The organism is Luteibacter sahnii (assembly GCF_034063545.1).
GTDB classification, from domain to species: domain Bacteria; phylum Pseudomonadota; class Gammaproteobacteria; order Xanthomonadales; family Rhodanobacteraceae; genus Luteibacter; species Luteibacter sahnii.
On record NZ_JAQLOK010000002.1, the window covers coordinates 504,225 to 525,458 of the forward strand.

Below are 21,234 nucleotides of genomic sequence, written 5' to 3' on the forward strand. Positions count from 1 at the left end.
CTTGGCAGCCATGGAAGCCCACGATGCTAGCACGCTGGTTGAGGCCGTCTTTGGCCGTATCGTCGCAGGGGACGCACCCTCGGGGCGGGCGGTCGTCCTGGGCCTTTCGGGGCTGCAGGGGAGCGGAAAGAGCACGCTCGCCGCCGGTCTCGTGGCACACGCGCAGAGGCTGGGCTGGAACGCCCTGGCCATCTCCCTCGACGACTTCTACCTGACCCGCGCGGAACGCGAAGCCCTGGCGCGTGACGTGCATCCGTTGCTGATCACCCGAGGCGTGCCCGGCACGCATGACCTGGCCCGCCTTATCGGCACACTCGATGCGCTGGAACACGCAGGCGCCGACCGGCCGGTGAGAGTGCCGCGTTTCGACAAGGGCGTCGATGACCGGGCCCCGACGGACCGGTGGTCCGTGGTAACCCATCCACCGCGCCTGGTGATCCTGGAAGGCTGGTGCCTGGGCCTGGCGCCGCAGGACGACGCGGCGCTGCACACGGCGGTCAACGCCCTCGAACGCGACGAGGATGCCGACGGCCGGTGGCGTCGCTGGGTGAATGAGCGGCTCGCTGACTATGCGGCCGTCTGGCGGCGACTCGATGCGCTCGTGGTGCTCCGGGCCCCGTCGTGGGAGATCATCCCGCGCTGGCGGGACGACGCCGAGCGGCCTTTGCGCCAGCGCGGTGAACCGCGGGCGATGGATCACGCGGCGTTATCGCGATTCCTTCAGCATTACGAACGATGGAGCCGACACGCGCTGGCGACGCTGGGGCCGCACGCCGACCTCGTCGTCGACCTCGATGCCGAACGCGGCGTCACCGCGCTGTCAGGCGATCGCCGATAGACGATCACACGAGCAACGCGGCATACCCCTCCCGCGCATCCGGCCACCGGCAACGAAAGCCGCTCGCCCGCAGGCGCGCGTTCGACAACCGCTTGCTCCCCACGCCCGCCGGCGAGGGACCATCGCCCGGCAGCGGCGCACCGAGCAGACCGGCGAGATGGTCGTAAAGCGCGTCGATCGGCAACGGTGTGTCGTCGACGCCGACATACACCCGTTCGGGTGCATCGAGCGTCAGCACGTGCACGAGCGCCGCCGCGGCATCGTCCACGTGGATACGGTTGGCATAGACACCCTTGCCTCGCGGCACCACCGCCTTTCCCTCGCGCAGGCGTTCGAACAGCTGCGTGCGTCCCGGCCCGTACAACCCCGCGAGCCGGACGACGACATCGCCCTCCCCGAGCAGCCGTTCGGCCTCCAGCAACACACGCCCGTTGAATCCGGGTGGCGCGGTCGGCGTCCTTTCGTCGACCCATCCCTCCCCGTGCTCTCCATAGACGGCCGACGAGGACACGAAGACCGTGCGCGCGGGCCGCGACGGCAGGGCGGCCAGGAGATGGCGCAGCCCGTCGACGAACACCGCCCTGTACGCGGCCTCGTCGCGGCGGTCCGGCGTGGCCGCGAACACCAGCGCATCCACCGCCGGCAGGTTCGCAAGCGTTTCCGGACGGGTGAGGTCGCCGCGCAGCCAATGGACCCCGTCATCGCCCTGCGCCACCTCGCTGCGACGCAGGGCAAGCACGCGATGCCCGCGACCGGCGAGCTGACGCGCCACCCGCTGGCCGACATCACCGGCACCGGCGACCAGGACGGTGGCATACCTCGACAGCGGGCTTGTTGTTAGCATGGGAGCGATGAATCCTTCGCCTAACCTGTTTCTCGTGGGCCCTACCGGCGCCGGCAAGACCACGATCGGACAGCGCCTCGCGGCGCACTTCGGCTTGCCGTTCGTCGACCTCGACGTGGAAATCGCATCGCGCTACGGCGATACGGTGACCGCGATCTTCAAGCGCGAGGGCGAAGCGGGGTTTCGCTCGCGCGAAAGCGCGCACCTGGACGAGTTTAGCCGCCACCAGGGCATCGTGCTCGCGACGGGCGCGGGCGCCGTGCTCGATCCCCTGAACCGCGACGCGCTAATCTCGCGCGGCACGGTGCTGATGCTCGGTGTCGACGTGGACGAACAACTCGACCGGCTCCGCGACGACGGCACGCGACCGATGCTCGCGGGCGACGACCGCCGCGGCCGCCTGCAATCGCTCGCCGACAACCGCAACCACCTCTACGAAGACATCGCCGACCTCATCTTCCATGGCCGGCACGAAGGCGTGGACAGCGCCCTGCCCCGCGCCATCGCTCTCCTCGAACGCCACTGGAAACGCTGCTGATGGATACCGTCGACGTCGAACTGGCCGGACGCGGCTATCCCGTGTGGATCGGCCCGGGCCTGCTGGCCGACAGCGCTCGCTGGCGCGCGCGCATCCGCGGGCGGCACGTGCTGGTCGTCAGCAACACCACCGTCGCCCCACTCTATCTCGGCGCACTCACCCGGGGCCTCGAAGGCCTGCACTGGTCGTCGTTCCTGCTCGATGACGGCGAGATGCACAAGACCTTCGCCAACGTCGGCAAGGTACTCGACGCGCTCGGCCAGCTCGGCGCCACCCGCGACGCCTGCGTGATCGCCCTGGGCGGCGGCGTGGTCGGCGACCTGGCCGGATTCGCGGCGGCATGCTGGATGCGCGGCATCGATTTCATCCAGGTGCCGACCACCCTGCTGGCCATGGTCGACTCGTCGGTGGGCGGCAAGACCGGCGTGAACCTGCCGGTCGGCAAGAACCTCGCCGGCGCCTTCCACCAGCCGCGCGCCGTGGTGGCCGACACCGACGTGCTCGCGTCGCTGCCGCAACGCGAATACCTCGCTGGCGTGGCCGAGATCGTCAAGGGCGCCGCGATCGGCGACCCGGCATTTTTCGCCTGGCTCGAAGCGCACGCCGACGCCATCGCCCGGCGCGACAGCGCACCGCTCATCGAAGCCATCGCCCGTAAGTGCCGCTACAAGGCCGGCGTCGTCGCCCGCGACGAAACCGAGCAGGGCGAGCGCGCCCTGCTCAACCTTGGCCACACCTTCGGTCATGCCCTGGAAACCGCCGGCAACTACAGCGAGATCCTCCACGGCGAAGGCGTCGCCATCGGCATGGTGCTCGCCGCCCGCCTTTCCGAGCGACTCGGCATGGCGGCGGCGGACGACACCCGGCGCCTGGTCGCGCTGCTCGAACGCCTCGGCCTGCCGGTGGCACCGTCCCGCGCGCATCAGGCAAGCCGGCTGCTCGACCTGATGCGGCTCGACAAGAAAAACACCGCCGGCACGCTGCGCCTGATCCTGTGGCGCGGCATCGGTCGCGCGGACATCGTGTCGGGCGTGAAGGACGACGACGTGCTTGGCGTGCTCGGCGGCGCGTGATGACCGCCCCTGCGCGCCGACGGTCGGCGCGTGGAAATGCCCTACAATGGCCGGCCCTGCGTCAGCGCGGAACACCCGATGCGGATTTACCTGCAAACCATGCCCGAGGCGGGGAACGAATCCCCCCGGTTCGTCCAGATCACGCTCGAACAGGACCTGCTCGGCGGCTGGACGCTCTATCGAGAAAGCGGCGTGCAGGGTGGCAAGACGACGCTCAAGCGCGATGTCTTCCTCGACCGTGACAAGGCCCTCGACGCCTTCACCAAGGCGCGCGACGCGCAGATCAAGAAAGGGTTCAAAGTGATGTTCAGCCAGGGCCAGGAGTCCGCGCATGGCCGTTGACACGCTCCGCAACGACCGGTTCCTGCGCGCCCTCCGCCGGGAGCCCACCGACACCACGCCCATCTGGGTCATGCGCCAGGCCGGACGCTACCTGCCCGAATACCGCGCCACGCGGGCGAAGGCGGGCAGCTTCATGGGCCTGGCCACGCATCCGGAATGGGCCTGCGAAGTGACGCTGCAACCGCTGGAGCGGTTCGACCTCGACGCGGCGATCCTGTTTTCGGACATCCTCACGATTCCCGATGCGATGGGCCTGGGCCTGTCGTTCGCCCAGGGCGAGGGCCCGCGTTTCGAACGGCCCGTGCGCGACGCCGCGGCGATCGAACGGCTCGCGGTGCCCGACATGGATCGCGAACTGCGCTACGTCATGGATGCCGTTCGCCTTATCCGCCGCACGCTGGACGGCCGCGTGCCGCTCATCGGCTTTTCGGGCAGCCCGTGGACGCTGGCGTGCTACATGGTGGAAGGCGAAGGCTCGCGTGACTTCGCGCGGGTCAAGGCCCTGGCGTGGAACGAGCCCGCCCTCGCCCACCGCCTGCTCGACATCGTAGCCCGCTCGGTCAGCGCCTACCTCATCGCCCAGGCCCACGCCGGGGCGCAGGCGCTCATGGTGTTCGATACCTGGGGCGGCATGCTGGGGCCTGGGCCGTTCCGCGAGTGGTCCCTGCGGTACATGGCGCAGGTCGTCGATGCCGTGAAGGCCGATCCGGCCAGTCGCGACTTACCGGTGATCCTGTTCTCGAAGGGCGCCAACGGCCATCTCGAAGCCATCGCCGACACCGGCTGCGACGGCGTCGGCCTCGACTGGACGATCGACGTGGGTGAGGCCCGGCGCCGCATCGGCGATCGCGTGGCCCTGCAGGGCAACCTCGACCCCTCCGTGCTGCGCGCCTCGCCGGACGTGGTGGCGCACGAGGCACGCGCGGTGCTGGATGCGTTCGGCCATCACCCCGGGCACGTGTTCAACCTCGGCCACGGCATCACGCCGGAAGTGGATCCCGAGAGCGTGAAAGTGCTGGTGGATACCGTGCATGCGCACGGACGGGCGATTCGCGGCGGCTGAGTGCGTCGACGGGCCCGCTCCCGAGGGGCGGGCCCATCGCGGGGACGATCAGAAGCGGTTGGGGCCCGCGATGTGGCACTTGCCCAGTTCGGTACGCGCCGCCATCGCGCCGGGCTGGTCGTTGGCGACCATGCGCATTTCATACACGGTCTGCCAGTTGCGCGCGCACAGGCTGCCGGACTTCGGACCCATCTCGAACGACTGCCTGGCCAGTTTTTCGGCCGTGGCGTAGTCCTGCTTGCGCACGGCGATTTCCGCGCGGTCCTGGATCAGTTCGGGGGCTTCGGGCGCCATCTTCAGCGCCTGGGCGAGCTTGGCGTCGGCGTCATCGTACTTACCCGCCCGCTCATCGGCCATGGCCGACTGCTCGAGACCCTGCACGCCCGGATCGCGCAGCGGCGCCACCTCGATGGCCGACTTCTCGCGCTCACCGGCGGCCCGGATCTGCGCGACGATGTCGTAGGTGGGCTGGGTGGGGCGGGTCGCCTGCGGCGGAGCGGGCTGGCTGCAGGCGGTGACGAGCGCGGCGGCGGCGATGACGCAATAACGAAGGCGAGGCATGGGTCAATCCGTAGGATTACTGGGAGCGGCTGGCGCGGGTTCCGCGTCACCGCTGCCGAAAATACCCTTGATTCGTTGCCAGAAACAGCCCTCTTCACTTTCCGGCACATAACCGGCCACGAAGGGGAACTGCCGCGCCCCCTCGCAGGAGGGATCGGTGCGCTTGCCCGTCTGCGGGTTCACCCATGCCATCTCCAACCCCTCGCCAGGGTTGGGCGACAAGGCCCGGGTGGGCAGCTTGCGGAAGAGCTCCTGCCAGACGCGCATGCTGCCGGTGGCGCCGTAGAGGCCCGTCGGCTTGTTGTCGTCGCGGCCCATCCAGACGATCGCCAGGTGCTGGCCGGTGAAGCCGGCGAACCAGCTGTCGCGCTGGCTGTCGCTCGTGCCGGTCTTGCCGGCAGCGTGCAGGGACGCGAGGCTGGAGTTGCCGATAGCGGCCGCCGTGCCGCTGTTGACCACCTGCTGCATCGCCCAGGTGGTCAGGCGCGTGGCGTCCTGGTATTCGCCGTCGCCACCTTTGACTTCGTAGCGCTTGATCGTCTGCCCCCTGGCATCGACAACGCCGCGCACGGCCACGAGAGGCAGCGCATGGCCGTCAGCCGCGATGTATTCGTAGAGCTGCGCCACCTGGAAGGGCGACAGGTCCACGGCGCCCAGCAGCAGCGACGGGCTCGGGTTGACATCCTTCAGGCCGAACGACTCCAGGAAGCCCTTCACTTTCGGTACGCCCAGACGCATACCGAGGTTCACCGTGGCGAGGTTCCACGAGTGCACGAGGGCGTCGAGCATCGGCACTTCGCCGTGGATCTGGCGATCGTCGTTCTGCGGCGTCCACAGCGTGCCGTCGGGTTGGCGCATGCTGATCGGCGAATCGTCCAGGAGCGACGCCAGCGACCATTTCGACGGCTGGGCCAGGGCCACGAGATAGACCAGCGGCTTCACCAGCGAGCCGATCGGCCGACGGGCGTCCAGCGCACGGTTGAAGCCCTGGTCGCCCGGCTCGCGCGAGCCCACCATCGCCAGCACGCTGCCGTCGGTGGTGTCGGTGACCACGGCGGCGGCCTGCGCCGCGGCGCCCCGCTTGCCGAGCGCCTTGGTGGTGGTGAGGATGGCCTGCTCGGTGTAGAGCTGGGCGGCCGGATCGAGCGTGGTGAAGACGCTGAGGCTGCCGTCGCGCAGGGCCGCCTCGTCGAAATCGGCCGTGATCTGCGCACGCACCAGTTGCATGAACGCGGGGAAACGGTTGTGCGGCAACTGGGCGTTGGTCGCGATGCCCAGCGGCGAGGCCTTGGCGGCCTTGGTCTGCGCGTCGTCGAGCAGGCCGGTCTCGTTGAACTGCTGCAACACGAGGTTGCGGCGCGAGAGAGCCCGGTCCGGGTAACGGCGGGGATCGTAGTAACTCGGGCCCTTCACCAGGCCGACGAGCAAGGCGATGTCTTGGGGTCGGAGGTCTTCGAGGCGTCGGCCGAAGAAAAACTCGGCGCCGGCCGCGAAGCCATGGACGGCCTGGTTGCCCTGCTGTCCGAGGAACACTTCGTTGACGTAGGCCTCGAGGATCCGCCCCTTCGAGTAGTGCGCCTCCATCAGCAGGGAGAGCAACGCCTCGTTGACCTTGCGCAGCATGTTCTGGCTGCGGTCGAGGAAAAGGTTGCGCACCAGCTGCTGGGTGAGCGTCGATCCGCCCTGCACCGTATGGCCCGCGCGCAGGTTGGCGAAGGACGCGCGGACGATCGCCGAGAAGTCCAGGCCGATGTGGTTCTTGAAATCGCGGTCCTCGACCGCCTGCAGCCCTTGCACCAGCAGGGGTGGCACGTTGTCGAGGCGGACGATGCGGCGTTCTTCCTGGTCGGCGCCGTAGAACGTCGCGATGCGCGCCGGGTCGAGATGGATCGACGGGATCGGCTTGCCGTTGGTGTCATCGACGACCGAGGCGATCTGGCCATTGCCCAGCACGACGCGGACGCGGTGCGGCAACTCGCCGCCGTCGGGGCCGGCGTAGCCATGCGAGGCGATGAGGAAGCGCGATCCGTTCTTCGCGTAGCTGCCCTGTACCTTGCCGCCGCCCTCGGGCGTGTAGCCCGCGAAGGTGAGTTCCAGCTCGAGTGTCGCCGGGGTCATCGACCGGCCCGGTTCGAGCAGCAGCGGGCGCGCGTAGACGCGCGTGGGCACGGCGAACACGAGGTCGTTGAAGCGATCCTGGAGGCGGCCGTTGAGAATCAGGGTGTAAGGCAGGAGGAAGCCGAAAACCAGGCCCATCACCAGCCAGAAGGGAATGCGCAGCCACGGCCACGCGGTACGCAGGAGGTCACGGAGACGGGTCAGGAAAGCCAACGCGGGAGGATCCTGGGGAAAGGGAATCGTGCGGCGATGATAGGGGGTGCCGGAGCCGTCCATCTGAACGGACGCTGGCGGATTCGAGGCGTGGGCCCGGTCACGCCGGGCGCCTCCAGCTGCTCGGATCGGGCCGGAAAGGACGCGGATGCACCGAGAGGATGCCCTCCAGGTCGGTGTTGTCGGCAATCAGGTCGTCGTCCAGACGCCCCACCGAGCCCTTGAGCCCCGGCCAGACGAGCCCGCCCAGCCGCAGTACCCACCGCGGCACGGGCACCGGCAGCGTCGCCTGGCCAGTGCTACGGCGAGCCCGCCGGAACATTTCCGCCGCCGTGATGCGCTCGCCGCCGCCGATCGAAAACAGGTGGCCGCGTGCTCTGGCGCAGCCCAACGCGGCGACCATCGCCATGGCGATGTCGTCGGCGTGAACCGGTTGCCGGCGCCCCTTGCCGCCCGGCAGCGGGAACATCCGCCGCCGAAGGCTGGCGTGCACCACCGGGGTCAGGCTGTTATCCAGGCCGGCGCCGTAGACCAACGTGGGACGGAACACGGTCCACGGCATGCCCCGGGAGGCGCAGGTGGCCATCAAGACGGTTTCGGATTCGCGCAACAGCTGCGAAAGCTCCCGCTCGGACGGCACGACCGAATCGCGCTTGGTTTCGGCACTCATCGACGACAACGCGATGACGTGAGGCGTGCCTTTGAGATGCGTCGCCGAGAGCCACGCCGACAGCCCGTTCAATGGCCCACAGCAAAGGATCGCGTCGAGGGCGGGCAGCTCGGGCATGGCATCCGGCAGGTGACCGCGCCGCCACGCCGGGTCACCTTCGGGCGGCTGCCGACTGAGCATCAGCATCTCGCGACCGGCCTCGCGCAGGCGCGGCAACAGGAAGTGCCCGATCTGGCTCGTAGCGCCGATGACCAGAACCGTCATGCCGCGCTCAATGCCCTGTCGCGATGCGTTCGTAGGCGCTTTGCAGGCGTGGGTCGTCCGGCACGTAACGGCGCGCGCGGTCCAGCGACTGGAACGCCCCCTGACGGTCGCCTTGCGAGGCGCGCTGCAGCGCGTTGTCGATCCATGCGCTGCCCAGGCGATGCCGCATGTCACCCTGCGAAGCGTCGCCCGGGGCGAGGTCGGACAAGGTCGCGTAGAGGTTCTCGGCGCGGTTGACGTTACCGTTGGACACGGCCTGCACCATCATCTTCTCGACCTGCGCGGGGAGCGACTGAAGGCCCGCCCGGGCCGCGGGATCGTTGCCGTCGATCGACAGTGCGTTGCGGTAGAGGTCGTAGGCGCTGTCACCGGGCGGATCCATGATGTCGCCGCGCGCCACGGCCGCCTTGGCGCGGCGGACGAGGTCGGCGACGCGCGCCTTCTGTTCGGGGCTAACCGCCATCGACGCCTGGGCCGTGTCGTCGCTGTCGGCGGCGCCCGCCTGGGCCGGCGCGGCCTGCCCGGCCCGGGGCGCACCGGCACCGGGGCCTACCCCGGCGATACGCGCCCGGGCGGCGGCCAGTTCGGCGGACTTCGGCGCCAGCTTCGCCGCCTCGTCGAGGAGGCGCGCGGCGTGGTCGTCATCTTCGCTGTCGATGGCCGCGTTGGCCTGCACGATGAGTGCCTGGGCCACCTGGCCAAGCCCCGCCTTGGCATCGGGGTTGTCCGGATCGGCCGCCAGCGCGGCGCGGAACCGGGCCAGCGCGGTGTCGTCACCCTCGCCGGTGAAGCGGCCCGCACGCATGGCGTCGTTGCCTTGCTGGATGAGCGTGGCGACGGCCTGGTCATCCTGCTTGCGGCTTTCCGCCAGCGACGCGCGCAACGACGGCAGGTCGCCATAGGTGGGCACCAGGATGGCGATGCGGTCGACCAGCGCGTTCGCCCGGGCCTTGTCGTTGGCGGCGATCGCCTGGCGCGCCTGCGTCGCGAGCGCCTCGCCGACCTTGTCGAGGCCGCGCGCCGCCACGGCGTTGCCTTTGTCCGCGTCAAGCGCGCGGCGGAACAACGGACCGGCGCCGTCGTCCCCGTCGAGGCGGCCGGCGGCGAGCGCGTCCTGGGCCCGTCCGATCAGCGCATCGGTCTGCGACTGGGGATTGCGGGCGCGCGACAGGCGCTGGTCGAGTTGTTCGATATCGCTGCCACCGCCGAGGAGTTCGCGGGCGACGTTGAGCGCGCTTTCGGCGTCGTCGAGCCGCCCTGCCGAAAGCGCCGCGTCGGCGCGGGCCACTTCGGCCTGGCCCACGCGCCGCAGGCCGTCACGGGCCTGGTCGCTGTCGGGCTGCTGGTCCCGCGCCTTTTCAAACAACTCGCGCGCGCTGTCGCCGTTGCTCCCGTCGAGGCGGCCGGCCTGCAGCGCCTGGTTGGCCTGGGTGAGGAGATCGTTGAGCTCCGTGCGTGGGAGCAAGGTGCGCAGGCGATCTTGCTGAAGCCACAACGCCGTCACCGCACCGATAAGCACGAGCACCAGCAAAGGGATCAGCCAGCCGCGCTTGCGCGGTGCGTCGTGACGGGGACGCGGGGGCGGCCCGGCGGACCGGCGGCGCGGCTCGTCGACGACGACATGGGGCAGCCCGTCGTCGACCGGCGCCGGGGCGGGCTTGTCGAGGTCGTCGATGCGACCGAGCGTCGGCTCGGTACGTCCGTGGTGATCGTGCGAGTCTCTGCGTCCGCTCATGGCCATGTGTCGCCCATAGGAGCGCGGCAGCTTAACAAGCCGGTCGTGAACGGGTCTTGTAGAGCGTTCGGTCCGCTCAGAACTCGACGCGGATGCGGCTGGCCGCCCGCTTGGCCTTGTCGAGGGCGTCATCGACCGTCGCGCCGCGCGCCAGCGTCACGGCCATGCGCCGACGCCCCTTGACCTGTGGCTTGCCGAAGATCCGAAGCATGGTGCCGCGTTCTTCGAGGGCCTCGGCGATGCCGTGATACGTCGGCGCCTGACCATCGCCCTCGACCAGCACCGCGCACGAGGCGGCGGGCGCGAACGCGTGGATCTCCGGCACGGGAAGGCCGAGGATGGCGCGCGCGTGCAAGGCGAATTCCGAAAGATCCTGCGAGATAAGGGTGACCAGGCCCGTGTCGTGGGGCCGGGGACTGACTTCGGAGAAGATCACGTCGTCGCCCCGCACGAAAAACTCCACGCCGAACACGCCCCACCCGCCGAGCGCAGCGGTAATGGCGTCGGCCTGCCGCTGCGCCGCCTCGAGCGCCGCCTCGCTCATGCGCTGGGGCTGCCACGATTCGCGGTAGTCGCCGTCTTCCTGGCGGTGACCGATGGGCGCGCAGAACGACACGCCGTCGCGATGGCGCACGGTCAGCTGGGTGATCTCGTAATCGAAGTCGATGAAGCCTTCGACGATGACCCGGCCACGGCCGGCACGTCCGCCCGACTGGGCGTAGTCCCAGGCGGCATCGGCGTCTTCCGGACGGCGCACCACGCTCTGGCCCTTGCCCGACGAACTCATCACCGGCTTCACCACGCACGGTGTGCCGAGTTCGGCCACGGCCTCAAGGAACGCCTCCCGCGTGTCGCAGAAGCGGTAGGGAGACGTCGGCAGGCGGAGCTCTTCGGCCGCCAGGCGGCGGATGCCCTCACGATCCATCGTAAGCCACGCCGCGCGGGCGGTCGGGATCACCTTCAGGCCTTGCCCTTCGAGTTCGACCAGCGTAGGTGTGTGGATCGCCTCGATCTCGGGAACCACGAGGTCGGGCTTCTCCTCGGCGATCAACGCCCGCAACGCCGCCCCGTCGAGCATGTCGACGACGTGACTGCGGTGCGCCACCTGCATGGCGGGCGCGTTCGCGTAGCGATCGACCGCCACGACTTCCACCGCGAAACGCTGCAGCTCGATCGCGACTTCCTTGCCCAGTTCACCCGATCCGAGCAGGAGCACCTTGAGCGAGCGGGACGAGTGCGGCGTGCCGAAGGTATGCATGGAGGAGGCGTCCTGTGGGTAAGCGCGCATTGTAACCGCGCGCCGCGGCACTTGACTGGCCTGGCGAACGTGATGTGATGCGAGTGTCTCCCTCGTACGGGCCCACGCTCATGCGATGTCGCCTGGCCGTTCTTGCCGCGCTGTGGTGTCTCCTCGTCGCGCCCGCGTCGGCCGAGCGCCGTTGGATGACCGTCCTGCTCGATGGGCGCAAGGTCGGCACCCTGCGCATCGACCGGGACGCGGACGGCGGCGCCGTCACCACGACCCAGGCTCTGGACCTGCGCCTCACCCGGGCGAACAGTCCGCTGCTGCTGCGAAGCTCGGTCACGGCGGTGGAATCGCGCGATGGTGCGCCGCTGGCCTTCGATGCGAGCGGCAACATGTCGGCGCTGGAGAACCGGGTCGAGGGCCGGGCGCGGCCCGAAGGAGCGTTCCAGGTGACCCGCACCGTCGGCGGACAGTCGACCGTGGGGCTGCTTATCTGGCCGACCGGCGCGTCGCTCGTCGAGGGCCAGCGCCTGATCGCCGTGGCGCGCGGCTTCGTTGCAGGCACCACCTACCCGGTACGTAACTTCGACGTCGTGAAACAGCAGGTCGCCGACGTGAAGGTCGACGTGGTGGGCAACGACACCCTGGTCATGCCCGACGGCACGCGTGAAACGCTCCACCACCTGCGCCAGTCCCTTCCCGGCGTCCCCGGCGCCGCGCCGGTGGACGTGTGGGTGGACGACGAGGGGGCGATCCGCCGGAGCATCTCGCCGCTGCTGGGTTTCCGGCTTGAGATGATCTCGTGCAGCGAGGCCTGCGCCACGGCCCCGGACCAGGACGTCGACGTGCTTCGGGCCGCGATGATCGACGCGCCGCGCCCCCTGACGCCGAACTTTCGCGTGCAACCCATGCGCTACACCGTCAGGGTCGCGGGTGGCACGCCGCATCCCTTCATCGAGACGGACGAACAACACGTCACCTCGCTGGGCGACGGGGTCTACGTGATCGACGTAGGATTCGCGCGACGCGGCAAGGAGACCGCGCCCGCGGCAGACGACACCGCGCCCAGTCCGTGGTTGCAGGCCGACTCGCCGCGTATCGGCGAGCTCGCGCGTTCGATCGCCGGCGACGCGCACAGCGATCTCCAGCGCATGCGTCGGCTGCGCGCCTGGGTATCGGACTTCATCGATCGCAAGGGGCTGGATATCGGCTATGCGTCGGCGCTGGAGACGCTCGACACGCGCGCTGGCGACTGCACGGAACACGCCGTGCTGCTGACCGCGCTGGCACGGTCGCTGGGCATCCCTGCCCGGGTCGTGACCGGCGTGGTTTACGTCGAACGCCTGGGCGGCGCATCGCGCGTGTTCGTACCGCACGCCTGGTCGCAGGCCTTCATCGACGGGCGCTGGATCAGCTTCGACTCCGCGCAGCGTCGGTTCGATTCGACCCACATCGCCCTGGGCAGCGGCAACGGCGATCCCTGGCGATTCTTCGCGACCATGACGACGCTGGGACACATCCGCGTCGACCAGGCGGTGCCGTCCTCGAGCATCGTCGATCTTCCGGCGTCGGCCGAAGGCGGTTTCGTCGGGGCGGCCGGTGCCGGCGGCGGCCGCTGATCAGCCTTCCGCGTCGCGTAGAAGCGACATCCCCACCGCCACCCAACCGGCGATGAAACACACGCCGCCCAGCGGGGTGATCGCGCCGGTCCAGCGGGGCGCGCCCAAGGCGAGCGCGTAAAGACTGCCGGAAAACAGCACGATGCCGACCGGGAAGAGCGCCAGTGCCGCGCGTCGCCACGCGCCCTGCGCCAGTCCCGCGGCGGCACCGAACAGCGCGAGCGCATGCCAGAAGTGGTACTCGACCCCGATATGCCACGTCGACAGCGCATCCACGCCTATCGTGCCGCGCAACGCGTGGGCGCCGAACGCGCCCAGGGCGACCGCCGACAGACCGGCGGCGGCGACAAGCATGGCGGTGGCGCGGGAGACACGTTGTCGCATCGGGAAGGATCCTCGCCGTTGGGCGTATGCTTTGGTGGATATCACGCGGAGTGTCGCATGAAGCCGTTCTTTTTCCGCCGGGTGACGCTGGCGCTGTTCGCCCTCGTCGCCGCGGCCTGCCTGGCCGCCTGCCAGCGCGAGCCCCAACCGGACTGGCGGCTCAACGACGTGTCCGGGCACCTGCCCGACCTCGACTTCCACCTTGTCGACGACCACGGCAAGGCCGTCACCGGCGCCGACTACAAAGGCAAGGTGGCGGTGCTCTATTTCGGCTACACGCATTGTCCTGACGTCTGCCCGCTCACCCTTACCCACCTGCACGTCGTGCTCGACCGGATGGGACCCGCGGCGGACAAGGTGCGCATCCTCTTCGTGAGCGTCGATCCGAAACGGGACACGCCCGCCGTGATGCACGACTACGTCACCGCCTTCGACAAACGCGCCGTGGGCCTGAGCGGCACCGATGGCGAACTGGAAACCCTCGCCAAGCGCTATCGCTCGGCGTTCACCCGCGAACCCGACCGCGGCGACGGGCAATACGACGTGAGCCACAGCTCGGCCATCTACGTGTTCGACGCGCAGGGCAAGGCGCGCCTGCTGGCCACCCCGTCGGCCTCGCAGGACGACATCGTCCACGACCTCGCCCTGCTTACCTCGCTGGAGAAAACGCCGTGACGATGCGCTCGCTCGCCCTCGCCCTCGCCCTCGCCCTGCTCCTGGCCACCGGTGCGACGCACGCGGCGGACACCCCCCACGTGAAGACCGCCGACGGCTGGCTCCGGGTGTTGCCCGGCGCACTGCCCGCAGGCGGTTACGTCACTTTCGAAAACACCTCCGACCGGGCGTTGTCCATCGTTTCCGCGCACAGCGCCGACTACGCAGACGCGATGATCCATCGCAGCAGCACGGAAGGCGGCATGGGGCGCATGGAGATGGTCGACAGCGTGCCTCTGCCGGCGAACGGCAAGGTGGCCTTCTCGCCCGGCGGCTACCACGTGATGCTGATGCAACCCCGGCACCCGGTGAAGCCGGGCGATACGATCACGGTAACGTTCCGCCTTTCCGACGGCGAAACGGTGCCAGCGACATTGCTGGCCCGGCCGGCCAATGCGACGGGACCCGCGGACTGACGCGGGTCACTTGACGAGGAAATCACCGGGCGCGTCGTGCGCTCCGATCTCCTCGCGAAAAAGCTCGTCGACCGTGGCCTGCGGCGGACCGTCGTGCAACCAGGCTTCGAGGATGTCCAGGTCGGCGGCGTCGCCGTAGGCCAGCACCTCGACGCTGCCGTCGAGCAGGTTGCGCGCGTGACCGGTGATGTTCAGAGATACCGCCTGCTCGCGAGTCGAAGCGCGAAAAAACACGCCCTGTACCCGCCCCCTGACGATGAAGCGCGCGGCCTTCATGTCATTTACCCGCGGCGATCGCGTCGCCCAGCTTCTTGCCGTCCACGCCCCCCACGAAACGCTTGGCGAGGTGACCGTCGGGCGCGATCAGGAAGGTGGTCGGCAGGCCCTTCGGCTCGCCGAAATCCTTCGGCGGTTCGGTGGGATCCAGCTGCGCGATCGGGTAGGCCACCGCGTGCTTGGCAAGGAAGGCCTTGACCTCCTTCGGATCGGTATCCTCGAACGCGAGGCCGATGGCCGTGACGTCCTTGCGTGAACTCACGAAGGCCGAGATGTCGGGCATTTCCTTGATGCACGGCGCGCACCAGGTGGCCCAGTAGTTCACGATGACCCACTTGCCGCGCTGCGCGGCGAGATCGAACGGCTTGCCGTCGACGGTCGTGACTTTCAATGCCGGCATGGTGTCGGATGCCACGGCGGGCAGCGCGGCGACGGCCAGGGAAACGGCGAACAGCAGGCGCGAGATCATGCGGGGGAATCCTCGGCGGGCAAGCGCGGATGGGGAGGGGGAAAAAGTGTATCCAGCCGTGCGCCCAGCGTCGCGTCAAGGGCTTCGGCCAGGCGGTCGAGCTGCGCCAGAAGGTCGTCCGGAAGGTCGATGCCGAGCCGCTCGACCTGCTCGCGCGGACGCAACGGCAGGCGATAGTGCGTGCAGCGGTAGAGTCGCAGCAGTTCGGTGGTGTCCAGGCTGCGGCTGAGCAACCAGCCGGTTTCGCCGCGCTGGATCATGTCGGCCTTCTGCAGGTTTTCGAAATAGGTCGCGATGTCCTTCGACGGCAGGTAAGGCTCGGCCAGGCGGACGGCCGCCGGATCGACGCCGCCGCCCGCGCGCTGTGCCTCGACGAAATGGCGCAGCACCACGAGCAGGCCGATGAACTCGGCGCCCTCCGGCAGCGCGTCGTGCGGCTTGACGTAATCGAAGGCGGAAATCGACGCGGCGATGGACGCGCCGAGTATCACGATGATCCAGGAGAGGTAGATCCACAGGAGGAAGATCGGAATCGCGGCGAGCGCGCCATAGATCTCTTCGTAGTTCGGCGAGCGGCGGATGAACTGGGTGAATCCCCATCGGGCGAACTCGAAGAGGATCGCGCCCAGCAAGGCGCCGATGGCCGCATGGCGCCAGGACACCCGACGGTTGGGCACCATCGTGTACATCAGCACCAGGGTCACGAAGGTAATGACGAACGGCAGCGCGTTGAGCAACCCGAAGCCCGTGACGATCTGGTTGGCGGCCTGCTGTAGCATCGGCAGCGCGGTGAGGTAGGACGACACCACCAGGCCGCCGACGACGAGGATCGGGCCCAACGTGAGCGCCGCCCAGTAGAGCAGCAGGCGGGAGGTCCAGCCGCGCGCCTTTCGCACACGCCAGATGCGGTTCAGGCGATCCTCGATGCTGATCATCATCGACACGGCGCTGAACAGCATGACGAGGATCGAGATGCCCGTGAGCTGGCTGGCCTTGTCGGCGAACGCGAGCATGTATTCCTGGATCTTCGCGCCGGTGGCCGGCACGAAGTTCTGGAACGCGTAGTTCGCCAGGCTGCCGCGCCACTCGGCGAACACGGGAAACGCGGAAAGGATCGCGAACACCGCCACGGTGAGCGGCACCAGCGAGACCAGGGTCGTGTACGACAGCGCGCCGGCGGTCTCGAAGCACTTGTCGTCGACGAAGCGTTGCCAGGTGAAGCGGGTGAAGCTCAGGGCGCGGTCGCGGTCGAAGCGCAGGGGCATGGCATCCTTCTTTTTTCCCGGACGATTGGGAACACGAGGTAGTTCTGCGAGACTTGACGCGCCATTCGCATACGGCGGTCCTCCATGTCCCACGACGTTCTCGTACTCTACTACAGCCGCAACGGCCACACGGCCCAGCTGGCCCGCCTCATCGCGCGCGGCATCGAGGAGGTGCCCGGGATGCGCGCACGGTTGCGCCAGGTGCCGCCCGTGGCGCCGGTGACCGAAACCGCCGCCCCGCCGGAACCGGACGAAGGCGCGCCCTATGTGTCCCGGGCCGACCTGGTCGAATGCGTGGGCCTGGCCCTGGGCAGCCCCACCCGCTTCGGCAACATGGCCGCCCCGCTGAAATATTTCCTCGATACCACCGGTGCCGAATGGGCCTCCGGCGCGTTGGCAGGCAAACCCGCGGCGCTGTTCACCTCCACCAGTTCGATGCACGGGGGACAGGAATCCACCCTGCTGACGATGGCGCTGCCCCTGCTCCACCACGGCATGCTCCTGGTAGGCATTCCGTTCACCGAACCCGCCCTCAGCATCACCACCAGCGGGGGCACCCCGTATGGCGCCAGCCACGTCACCGGGCACCGCGGCGACCAGCCGATCACCGAGCACGAGCGCGAGCTGACCCGCGCCCTCGGCAAACGGCTCGCCGACGTGGCCCGCCGCCTCGGCACCCCGGCGTGAGCGCGATGCAGAGGACCGGCATCGCCGCGTGGGCGGCGCTGCTGGCGGTGCAGGTGTTGTGGTATTCGCTCTACGCACCCGTCTCCATCCCGCGCTGGGTCGCCTTCGCCCTCACCGTACCGCCGCTGCTGCTTCCCCTGCTCTCGCTGCCCCGCATCAGCCGCACGCTGCTGTGGGTCGGCATCCTGTCGCTGTTCTACTTCTGCCACGGCGTCGCCGAAGCATGGAGTTCCACCGGCGATCGCTGGCTGGCGTGGCTCGAAATCGTCTGCACCCTGCTGTTGATCGGCTCGCTGGGCGCGAGCGTGCGCAAACCCCGGGCAGGTTGAGCATCCGCACGACATGTTGCGCAGCGTCTCGACCTGTCCGGTCGATGGGTGCACGCTAGGAAACCTCGTCGAAACCGAGACCGTCCATGGGATTCCTGCAGGAGGCGCCGCAACTGGCGCACCCACTCCACACCGATCGCGTACTCGGCGCGTGGCTGGCGAACGTCCTTCCGGGCGACCACGTCGCCGCCGCCATGCCGGATCTCGTCGCCCTGGGCGATTACGCGGTCGCCTCCTGGGAGCGGCGCCTGCGTACGCCGCGCATGGAGCCGGTGCTGACCTCGTGGGATGCCTGGGGCGACCGGGTCGACCGCATCGCGCTGACCCCCGCCTGGGAAGACGGTCCGCACGTCACCACCCGGCACGCCGTCCTGGCGGCCGGTCACGACGCCTCGCCGTTTGCCCGCACGGCCCAGTTCGCCCGGGTTTACCTCTATCACCTCGCCAGCGAGTTCTATTGCTGCCCGCTGGCCATGACCGACGGCGCGGCCACGGCGATCCGGGCATCCGGCAACGCCGCGCTCATGGCACGGGCGCTGCCCCGTTTCCTGAGCCGTGACGCCGCCACCTTCTGGCTGTCGGGCCAATGGATGACCGAAACGCCCGGCGGCTCCGACGTGGGGCGCACGGAAACCGTCGCCCGTCGCGGCGACGACGGTGCGTGGCGCCTTTATGGACGAAAGTGGTTCAGTTCGGCGGTGGTCGGCGAAGCGGCGCTTGCCCTGGCCCGCCCCGAGGGCGCTGGCCCGGGCACGGCCGCGCTCGCCCTGTTCTACGTGGAGACCAAGGACGCGCACGGGCGCTGGCAGGGCGTGACCATCGACCGGTTGAAAAAGAAGCTGGGCACGCACGAACTGCCCACGGCCGAGATCCACCTCGACGGCCTGCCCGCCACCCCTCTGGGCGAACTGGCCCATGGCGTGCGTCAGGTCGCGCCGATGCTCAACATCACGCGCACCTGGAACGCCGTCTGCGCCGTGGCGAGCATGGCCCGGGCCATCGCCCTGGCGCGCGACTACGCCACCCGGCGACACGCGTTCGGCGCCCGCCTTATCGATCAGCCGCTGCACCAGCGCACCCTGGCCGACCTGCAGGCGGAGTTCGAGGGAGCGTTCTCCCTCACCTTTCACGTCGCCGGCCTGCTGGGTCGCGTCGAGCAGGGCGACGCAACGGCACACGAGGCCGCCCTGTTGCGGCTGCTCACCCCGTTGGCCAAGCTGTGGACGGCGAAGGCGTCGATACGCGTCACATCCGAGGCGCTGGAGTGCTTTGGCGGCGCGGGCTATATCGAAGACACCGGCCTGCCGCAGTTGTTGCGTGACGCGCAGGTCTACGCGATCTGGGAAGGCACGACCAATGTGCTGTCGCTCGACATGCTGCGGGCGCTCGGCACCACCGGGGTGGATCCGCTGCGGACCGAACTGGACGCCCTCTTACCGGCCAACGCAAAGGAACGCCCGGCGATCGTCGCCGCGCTCGATGCGACCGAAGCGCTGCTGGGCGAACTGTCGGCCGACCGCACGACGCTGGAGGCCGCCGCCCGGGGCATCGCGTTCACCTTGGCGCGCACGATGGCCGCGGCCCTGCTCGTGCGGGCCGCCGGTTGGGCCGAGGCCAGCGGTGATCCGCGTCCCACCGCGGCGTGCCGCCGCTTCCTTGCCCGCGGGCTGGATCGCCTGCGCCTGCCCGAGGGCGACGACGACGCGCTGCTGGGCGTCGGTTAGAATGGCGCCCCCGTTACGCCCCCTACCGGATCGCCCATGCAGAACCTCACCATCGTCACCACCGGCGGCACGATCGACAAGGTCTACTTCGACGACAAGTCGGACTACCAGATCGGCGCGCCGCAGATCGGCGAGATCCTCGAGCAGCTTGGGGTAGCGTTCCGTTTCGACGTCATCCCCATCCTGCGCAAGGACAGCCTCCACGTCACCGACGACGACCGCGCGCTGATCCGCAGCACCATCGAGGCGCAGCCGCATCGTCATGTGCTGGTGACGCACGGCACCGACACCATGGTGGACACCGCCCGCGTGCTCGACGGCATCGCCGGCAAGGTGATCGTACTCACCGGCGCGCTCAACCCGGCTCGGTTCCACGGATCGGACGCCGTGTTCAACATCGGCTGCGCCGTCGGCGCGGTGCAGACCCTCGCCGACGGCGTGTACATCGCCATGAATGGCCGCGTGTGGCATCCGTCCGCCGTTCGCAAGAATCGGGACGCAAATCGCTTCGAAGCGCTCTCCTAACGCACCTCGTTGCGGCGGGTCAGTTCGTCGACCACGGCATCCACGGTGGCGCCTGCGTCCATCACGCCGGCGCCGCACCCTTTCGGACAGCGCCCCTGCACGGGTCGTGCGTTGTCCACGAGCTGACGGGTGATCTCGTCGACGTCGATGTCCGGGTCGGCCGAACGCATCAGGGCCACGAGCCCGGCAACCTGGGGCGCGGCCATCGACGTGCCAGCGGAGTAACCGAACACCTCGCGCTCGCGACCCCGCCGGCCCGCATCGATGCTGGAGAGGATATCGTCCGCGTCGACGCCCCGCCCGGAGCCACCCGGCGCGGATAACGTCAGCCCGTCCCCATGGTTGGAATAGGCGGCCTGAGCGCCGTCGCGCGCCAGCGCACCGACGGCGATCACGCCCGGACAGTTGGCGGGAGACATGGAGGACGCCTTGATGCCCAGGTTGCCGGCCGCGGCGACCACCGCCGTGCCGCGAGCCCGTGCGCCGGCGATCGCGTCGGCCATGGCGGCGCTGCATATCGAGAGCCCGCCAAGGCTGAGGTTGATCACGTCCGCGCGGCGATCCGGCGGCGGAACACCAGCCACCGTACCACCCGACGCCCAGACGATCGCGTCGATGACGTCGGAGTCCCACGCCCCGCACCGGCCGATCACGCGCACCGGGAGCAGCATCGCCTCCGGCGCGACGCCGACGATGCCCTTGCCGTTGCCGGCGCCCGCCACGGCAAGCCCCGCGACGTGCGTACCGTGCCACGACGAGGGCCGCGCTGGCCTTGCCCCGCATTCGCCAGGGTCGACCCAGTCGCCTTCATCGGTGGGATCGCCGTCGCGCTCGTCGCCGTCACGGGCGGTGTCGGCGTCGCTGACGAAGTCGTATCCCGGCAGCACCCGGCCGTCGAACTCGCTGTGCGGAGCCAGGCCGGTATCGAGGATGGCAACCACGGCACCGGCACCTCGCGTGTAGGCCCATGCGACCTCGACGTCCGTCCCGTAGCGTGGGTCGTGCATGTTCCACTGGCGCGGCCAGAGCGGATCCGACACCGAAGCGATCTGAAGGCGCTGGTCCGGTTCGACACCGGTCACGCCGGGAAGGGCCGCCAGGACGGCTGGATCGGCGGAATCCAGCTCGACGAGCAGGTCGCCCGTGCCGAGGGTGCGCACGATACGGGCGGATGACGGCATGGTCAGGGGCACCGACGTGCCGTGAACCCCGGTAACGCCGCGGGAAAGACGAACGATGTAACGGGTGGTGGCTTCGGCGGTCGTGGCACAAAGGAACACGCCGAGGGTGATCGGCAACGTAATGAAACGACGCATGCAAG

General features: G+C 69.3%; 23 protein-coding genes. 12 read left to right on the forward strand and 11 right to left on the reverse strand.

Going from position 1 to position 21,234, the window contains the following annotated elements; all coding sequences use genetic code 11:
* The first annotated feature begins 10 nt into the window (after positions 1-10).
* Positions 11-838, forward strand: a complete 828-nt coding sequence (locus PI246_RS07610) for a kinase (RefSeq protein ID WP_320550682.1) — start codon at positions 11-13, stop codon at positions 836-838.
* A 4-nt stretch (positions 839-842) separates the two neighbouring features.
* Here the strand turns inward: PI246_RS07610 and PI246_RS07615 are convergent, their stop codons facing one another.
* Positions 843-1,682 (reverse strand): NAD-dependent epimerase/dehydratase family protein, encoded by an 840-nt coding sequence (locus tag PI246_RS07615; protein WP_320550683.1) that lies wholly within the window; start codon positions 1,680-1,682, stop codon positions 843-845.
* A 7-nt stretch (positions 1,683-1,689) separates the two neighbouring features.
* Here PI246_RS07615 and PI246_RS07620 point away from each other — a divergent pair, with 7 nt between their 5' ends.
* From PI246_RS07620 to hemE, 4 genes are all read left to right on the forward strand, one after another.
* Positions 1,690-2,220, forward strand: a complete 531-nt coding sequence (locus PI246_RS07620) for a shikimate kinase (RefSeq protein WP_320550684.1) — start codon at positions 1,690-1,692, stop codon at positions 2,218-2,220.
* Entirely contained in the window at positions 2,220-3,293 is a 1,074-nt protein-coding gene (gene aroB, locus PI246_RS07625; protein ID WP_320550685.1) for a 3-dehydroquinate synthase, read from the forward strand. Before PI246_RS07620 ends, aroB begins: the two co-directional genes overlap by 1 nt.
* A 78-nt stretch (positions 3,294-3,371) precedes the next feature.
* Complete coding sequence (locus PI246_RS07630) at positions 3,372-3,635, forward strand: WGR domain-containing protein (RefSeq protein ID WP_320550686.1); 264 nt, start codon at positions 3,372-3,374, stop codon at positions 3,633-3,635.
* Positions 3,625-4,698: a uroporphyrinogen decarboxylase gene (gene hemE / locus PI246_RS07635; protein WP_320550687.1), complete on the forward strand. Its 1,074-nt coding sequence runs from the start codon at positions 3,625-3,627 to the stop codon at positions 4,696-4,698. Before PI246_RS07630 ends, hemE begins: the two co-directional genes overlap by 11 nt.
* A gap of 48 nt (positions 4,699-4,746) precedes the next feature.
* Here hemE and PI246_RS07640 read toward each other — a convergent pair whose 3' ends face one another.
* The 5 genes from PI246_RS07640 to purT form a co-directional block, all read right to left on the reverse strand.
* Positions 4,747-5,259 carry a tetratricopeptide repeat protein gene (locus tag PI246_RS07640; RefSeq protein WP_320550688.1) on the reverse strand — a complete coding sequence of 171 codons (513 nt, stop codon included), beginning with the start codon at positions 5,257-5,259 and terminating at the stop codon, positions 4,747-4,749.
* Between the two features lie 3 nt (positions 5,260-5,262).
* Positions 5,263-7,590 (reverse strand): penicillin-binding protein 1B, encoded by a 2,328-nt coding sequence (gene mrcB, locus PI246_RS07645; RefSeq protein WP_320550689.1) that lies wholly within the window; start codon positions 7,588-7,590, stop codon positions 5,263-5,265.
* Positions 7,591-7,690: 100 nt separating this feature from the next.
* A complete protein-coding gene (locus PI246_RS07650; RefSeq protein WP_320550690.1) occupies positions 7,691-8,524 on the reverse strand; it encodes an SDR family oxidoreductase in 834 nt (277 codons plus the stop codon).
* Positions 8,525-8,531: 7 nt separating this feature from the next.
* Complete coding sequence (locus PI246_RS07655) at positions 8,532-10,259, reverse strand: hypothetical protein (protein WP_320550691.1); 1,728 nt, start codon at positions 10,257-10,259, stop codon at positions 8,532-8,534.
* A gap of 76 nt (positions 10,260-10,335) precedes the next feature.
* On the reverse strand, positions 10,336-11,517 hold the full coding sequence (gene purT, locus PI246_RS07660; protein ID WP_320550692.1) for a formate-dependent phosphoribosylglycinamide formyltransferase: 1,182 nt from the start codon (positions 11,515-11,517) through the stop codon (positions 10,336-10,338).
* 110 nt (positions 11,518-11,627) lie between these two features.
* Here purT and PI246_RS07665 point away from each other — a divergent pair, with 110 nt between their 5' ends.
* Entirely contained in the window at positions 11,628-13,124 is a 1,497-nt protein-coding gene (locus PI246_RS07665) for a transglutaminase-like domain-containing protein (protein WP_320550693.1), read from the forward strand.
* Here PI246_RS07665 and PI246_RS07670 read toward each other — a convergent pair whose 3' ends face one another.
* The gene (locus tag PI246_RS07670) at positions 13,125-13,508 is read right to left on the reverse strand and encodes a DUF423 domain-containing protein (protein WP_320550694.1); all 384 of its coding nucleotides are present in this window, start codon (positions 13,506-13,508) and stop codon (positions 13,125-13,127) included.
* A 57-nt stretch (positions 13,509-13,565) separates the two neighbouring features.
* Between PI246_RS07670 and PI246_RS07675 the strand changes: the two genes are divergently transcribed.
* Together PI246_RS07675 and PI246_RS07680 are read left to right on the forward strand one after the other, a co-directional pair.
* Complete coding sequence (locus PI246_RS07675; protein WP_320550695.1) at positions 13,566-14,183, forward strand: SCO family protein; 618 nt, start codon at positions 13,566-13,568, stop codon at positions 14,181-14,183.
* Positions 14,184-14,185: 2 nt separating this feature from the next.
* A complete protein-coding gene (locus tag PI246_RS07680) occupies positions 14,186-14,638 on the forward strand; it encodes a copper chaperone PCu(A)C (protein WP_320551211.1) in 453 nt (150 codons plus the stop codon).
* A gap of 6 nt (positions 14,639-14,644) precedes the next feature.
* Here the strand turns inward: PI246_RS07680 and PI246_RS07685 are convergent, their stop codons facing one another.
* The 3 genes from PI246_RS07685 to PI246_RS07695 are packed head-to-tail and all read right to left on the reverse strand — an operon-like array spanning position 14,645 to position 16,648.
* Positions 14,645-14,914 (reverse strand): acylphosphatase, encoded by a 270-nt coding sequence (locus tag PI246_RS07685; RefSeq protein WP_320550696.1) that lies wholly within the window; start codon positions 14,912-14,914, stop codon positions 14,645-14,647.
* 1 nt (position 14,915) lies between these two features.
* Positions 14,916-15,383, reverse strand: coding sequence for a TlpA family protein disulfide reductase (locus tag PI246_RS07690; RefSeq protein ID WP_320550697.1), 468 nt, complete (start codon positions 15,381-15,383; stop codon positions 14,916-14,918).
* Positions 15,380-16,648, reverse strand: a complete 1,269-nt coding sequence (locus PI246_RS07695; RefSeq protein WP_320550698.1) for a YihY family inner membrane protein — start codon at positions 16,646-16,648, stop codon at positions 15,380-15,382. The genes PI246_RS07690 and PI246_RS07695 overlap by 4 nt, the downstream gene beginning before the upstream one ends.
* 84 nt (positions 16,649-16,732) lie before the next feature.
* On the opposite strand from PI246_RS07695, the gene wrbA reads away from it, so the two are divergent.
* From wrbA to PI246_RS07715, 4 genes are all read left to right on the forward strand, one after another.
* Positions 16,733-17,335 carry an NAD(P)H:quinone oxidoreductase gene (gene wrbA / locus PI246_RS07700; RefSeq protein ID WP_320550699.1) on the forward strand — a complete coding sequence of 201 codons (603 nt, stop codon included), beginning with the start codon at positions 16,733-16,735 and terminating at the stop codon, positions 17,333-17,335.
* A 5-nt stretch (positions 17,336-17,340) separates the two neighbouring features.
* Positions 17,341-17,664, forward strand: a complete 324-nt coding sequence (locus PI246_RS07705; RefSeq protein WP_320550700.1) for a DUF2069 domain-containing protein — start codon at positions 17,341-17,343, stop codon at positions 17,662-17,664.
* An 86-nt stretch (positions 17,665-17,750) separates the two neighbouring features.
* Positions 17,751-19,388 carry an acyl-CoA dehydrogenase family protein gene (locus tag PI246_RS07710; RefSeq protein WP_320550701.1) on the forward strand — a complete coding sequence of 546 codons (1,638 nt, stop codon included), beginning with the start codon at positions 17,751-17,753 and terminating at the stop codon, positions 19,386-19,388.
* A gap of 36 nt (positions 19,389-19,424) precedes the next feature.
* On the forward strand, positions 19,425-19,913 hold the full coding sequence (locus PI246_RS07715; RefSeq protein ID WP_320550702.1) for an asparaginase domain-containing protein: 489 nt from the start codon (positions 19,425-19,427) through the stop codon (positions 19,911-19,913).
* Here PI246_RS07715 and PI246_RS07720 read toward each other — a convergent pair.
* Positions 19,910-21,229 (reverse strand): S8 family peptidase, encoded by a 1,320-nt coding sequence (locus PI246_RS07720; RefSeq protein WP_320550703.1) that lies wholly within the window; start codon positions 21,227-21,229, stop codon positions 19,910-19,912. The genes PI246_RS07715 and PI246_RS07720 overlap by 4 nt on opposite strands.
* Between the last annotated feature and the right edge of the window lie 5 nt (positions 21,230-21,234).

Excerpts from the sequence above, each read along its gene's own strand:
- wrbA (WP_320550699.1), top strand. The coding sequence starts at position 16,733 with ATGTCCCACGACGTTCTCGTACTCTACTACAGCCGCAACGGCCACACG.
- PI246_RS07705 (WP_320550700.1), top strand. The coding sequence starts at position 17,341 with ATGCAGAGGACCGGCATCGCCGCGTGGGCGGCGCTGCTGGCGGTGCAG.
- hemE (WP_320550687.1), top strand. The coding sequence starts at position 3,625 with ATGGCCGTTGACACGCTCCGCAACGACCGGTTCCTGCGCGCCCTCCGC.
- aroB (WP_320550685.1), top strand. The coding sequence starts at position 2,220 with ATGGATACCGTCGACGTCGAACTGGCCGGACGCGGCTATCCCGTGTGG.
- PI246_RS07720 (WP_320550703.1), bottom strand. The coding sequence starts at position 21,229 with ATGCGTCGTTTCATTACGTTGCCGATCACCCTCGGCGTGTTCCTTTGT.
- PI246_RS07680 (WP_320551211.1), top strand. The coding sequence starts at position 14,186 with ATGCGCTCGCTCGCCCTCGCCCTCGCCCTCGCCCTGCTCCTGGCCACC.
- PI246_RS07710 (WP_320550701.1), top strand. The coding sequence starts at position 17,751 with ATGGGATTCCTGCAGGAGGCGCCGCAACTGGCGCACCCACTCCACACC.
- PI246_RS07715 (WP_320550702.1), top strand. The coding sequence starts at position 19,425 with ATGCAGAACCTCACCATCGTCACCACCGGCGGCACGATCGACAAGGTC.
- PI246_RS07695 (WP_320550698.1), bottom strand. The coding sequence starts at position 16,648 with ATGCCCCTGCGCTTCGACCGCGACCGCGCCCTGAGCTTCACCCGCTTC.
- PI246_RS07615 (WP_320550683.1), bottom strand. The coding sequence starts at position 1,682 with ATGCTAACAACAAGCCCGCTGTCGAGGTATGCCACCGTCCTGGTCGCC.
- PI246_RS07610 (WP_320550682.1), top strand. The coding sequence starts at position 11 with ATGGAAGCCCACGATGCTAGCACGCTGGTTGAGGCCGTCTTTGGCCGT.
- PI246_RS07690 (WP_320550697.1), bottom strand. The coding sequence starts at position 15,383 with ATGATCTCGCGCCTGCTGTTCGCCGTTTCCCTGGCCGTCGCCGCGCTG.
- PI246_RS07620 (WP_320550684.1), top strand. The coding sequence starts at position 1,690 with ATGAATCCTTCGCCTAACCTGTTTCTCGTGGGCCCTACCGGCGCCGGC.
- PI246_RS07675 (WP_320550695.1), top strand. The coding sequence starts at position 13,566 with ATGAAGCCGTTCTTTTTCCGCCGGGTGACGCTGGCGCTGTTCGCCCTC.
- PI246_RS07655 (WP_320550691.1), bottom strand. The coding sequence starts at position 10,259 with ATGAGCGGACGCAGAGACTCGCACGATCACCACGGACGTACCGAGCCG.
- PI246_RS07665 (WP_320550693.1), top strand. The coding sequence starts at position 11,628 with ATGCGATGTCGCCTGGCCGTTCTTGCCGCGCTGTGGTGTCTCCTCGTC.
- purT (WP_320550692.1), bottom strand. The coding sequence starts at position 11,517 with ATGCATACCTTCGGCACGCCGCACTCGTCCCGCTCGCTCAAGGTGCTC.
- PI246_RS07670 (WP_320550694.1), bottom strand. The coding sequence starts at position 13,508 with ATGCGACAACGTGTCTCCCGCGCCACCGCCATGCTTGTCGCCGCCGCC.
- PI246_RS07650 (WP_320550690.1), bottom strand. The coding sequence starts at position 8,524 with ATGACGGTTCTGGTCATCGGCGCTACGAGCCAGATCGGGCACTTCCTG.
- PI246_RS07640 (WP_320550688.1), bottom strand. The coding sequence starts at position 5,259 with ATGCCTCGCCTTCGTTATTGCGTCATCGCCGCCGCCGCGCTCGTCACC.
- PI246_RS07630 (WP_320550686.1), top strand. The coding sequence starts at position 3,372 with ATGCGGATTTACCTGCAAACCATGCCCGAGGCGGGGAACGAATCCCCC.
- PI246_RS07685 (WP_320550696.1), bottom strand. The coding sequence starts at position 14,914 with ATGAAGGCCGCGCGCTTCATCGTCAGGGGGCGGGTACAGGGCGTGTTT.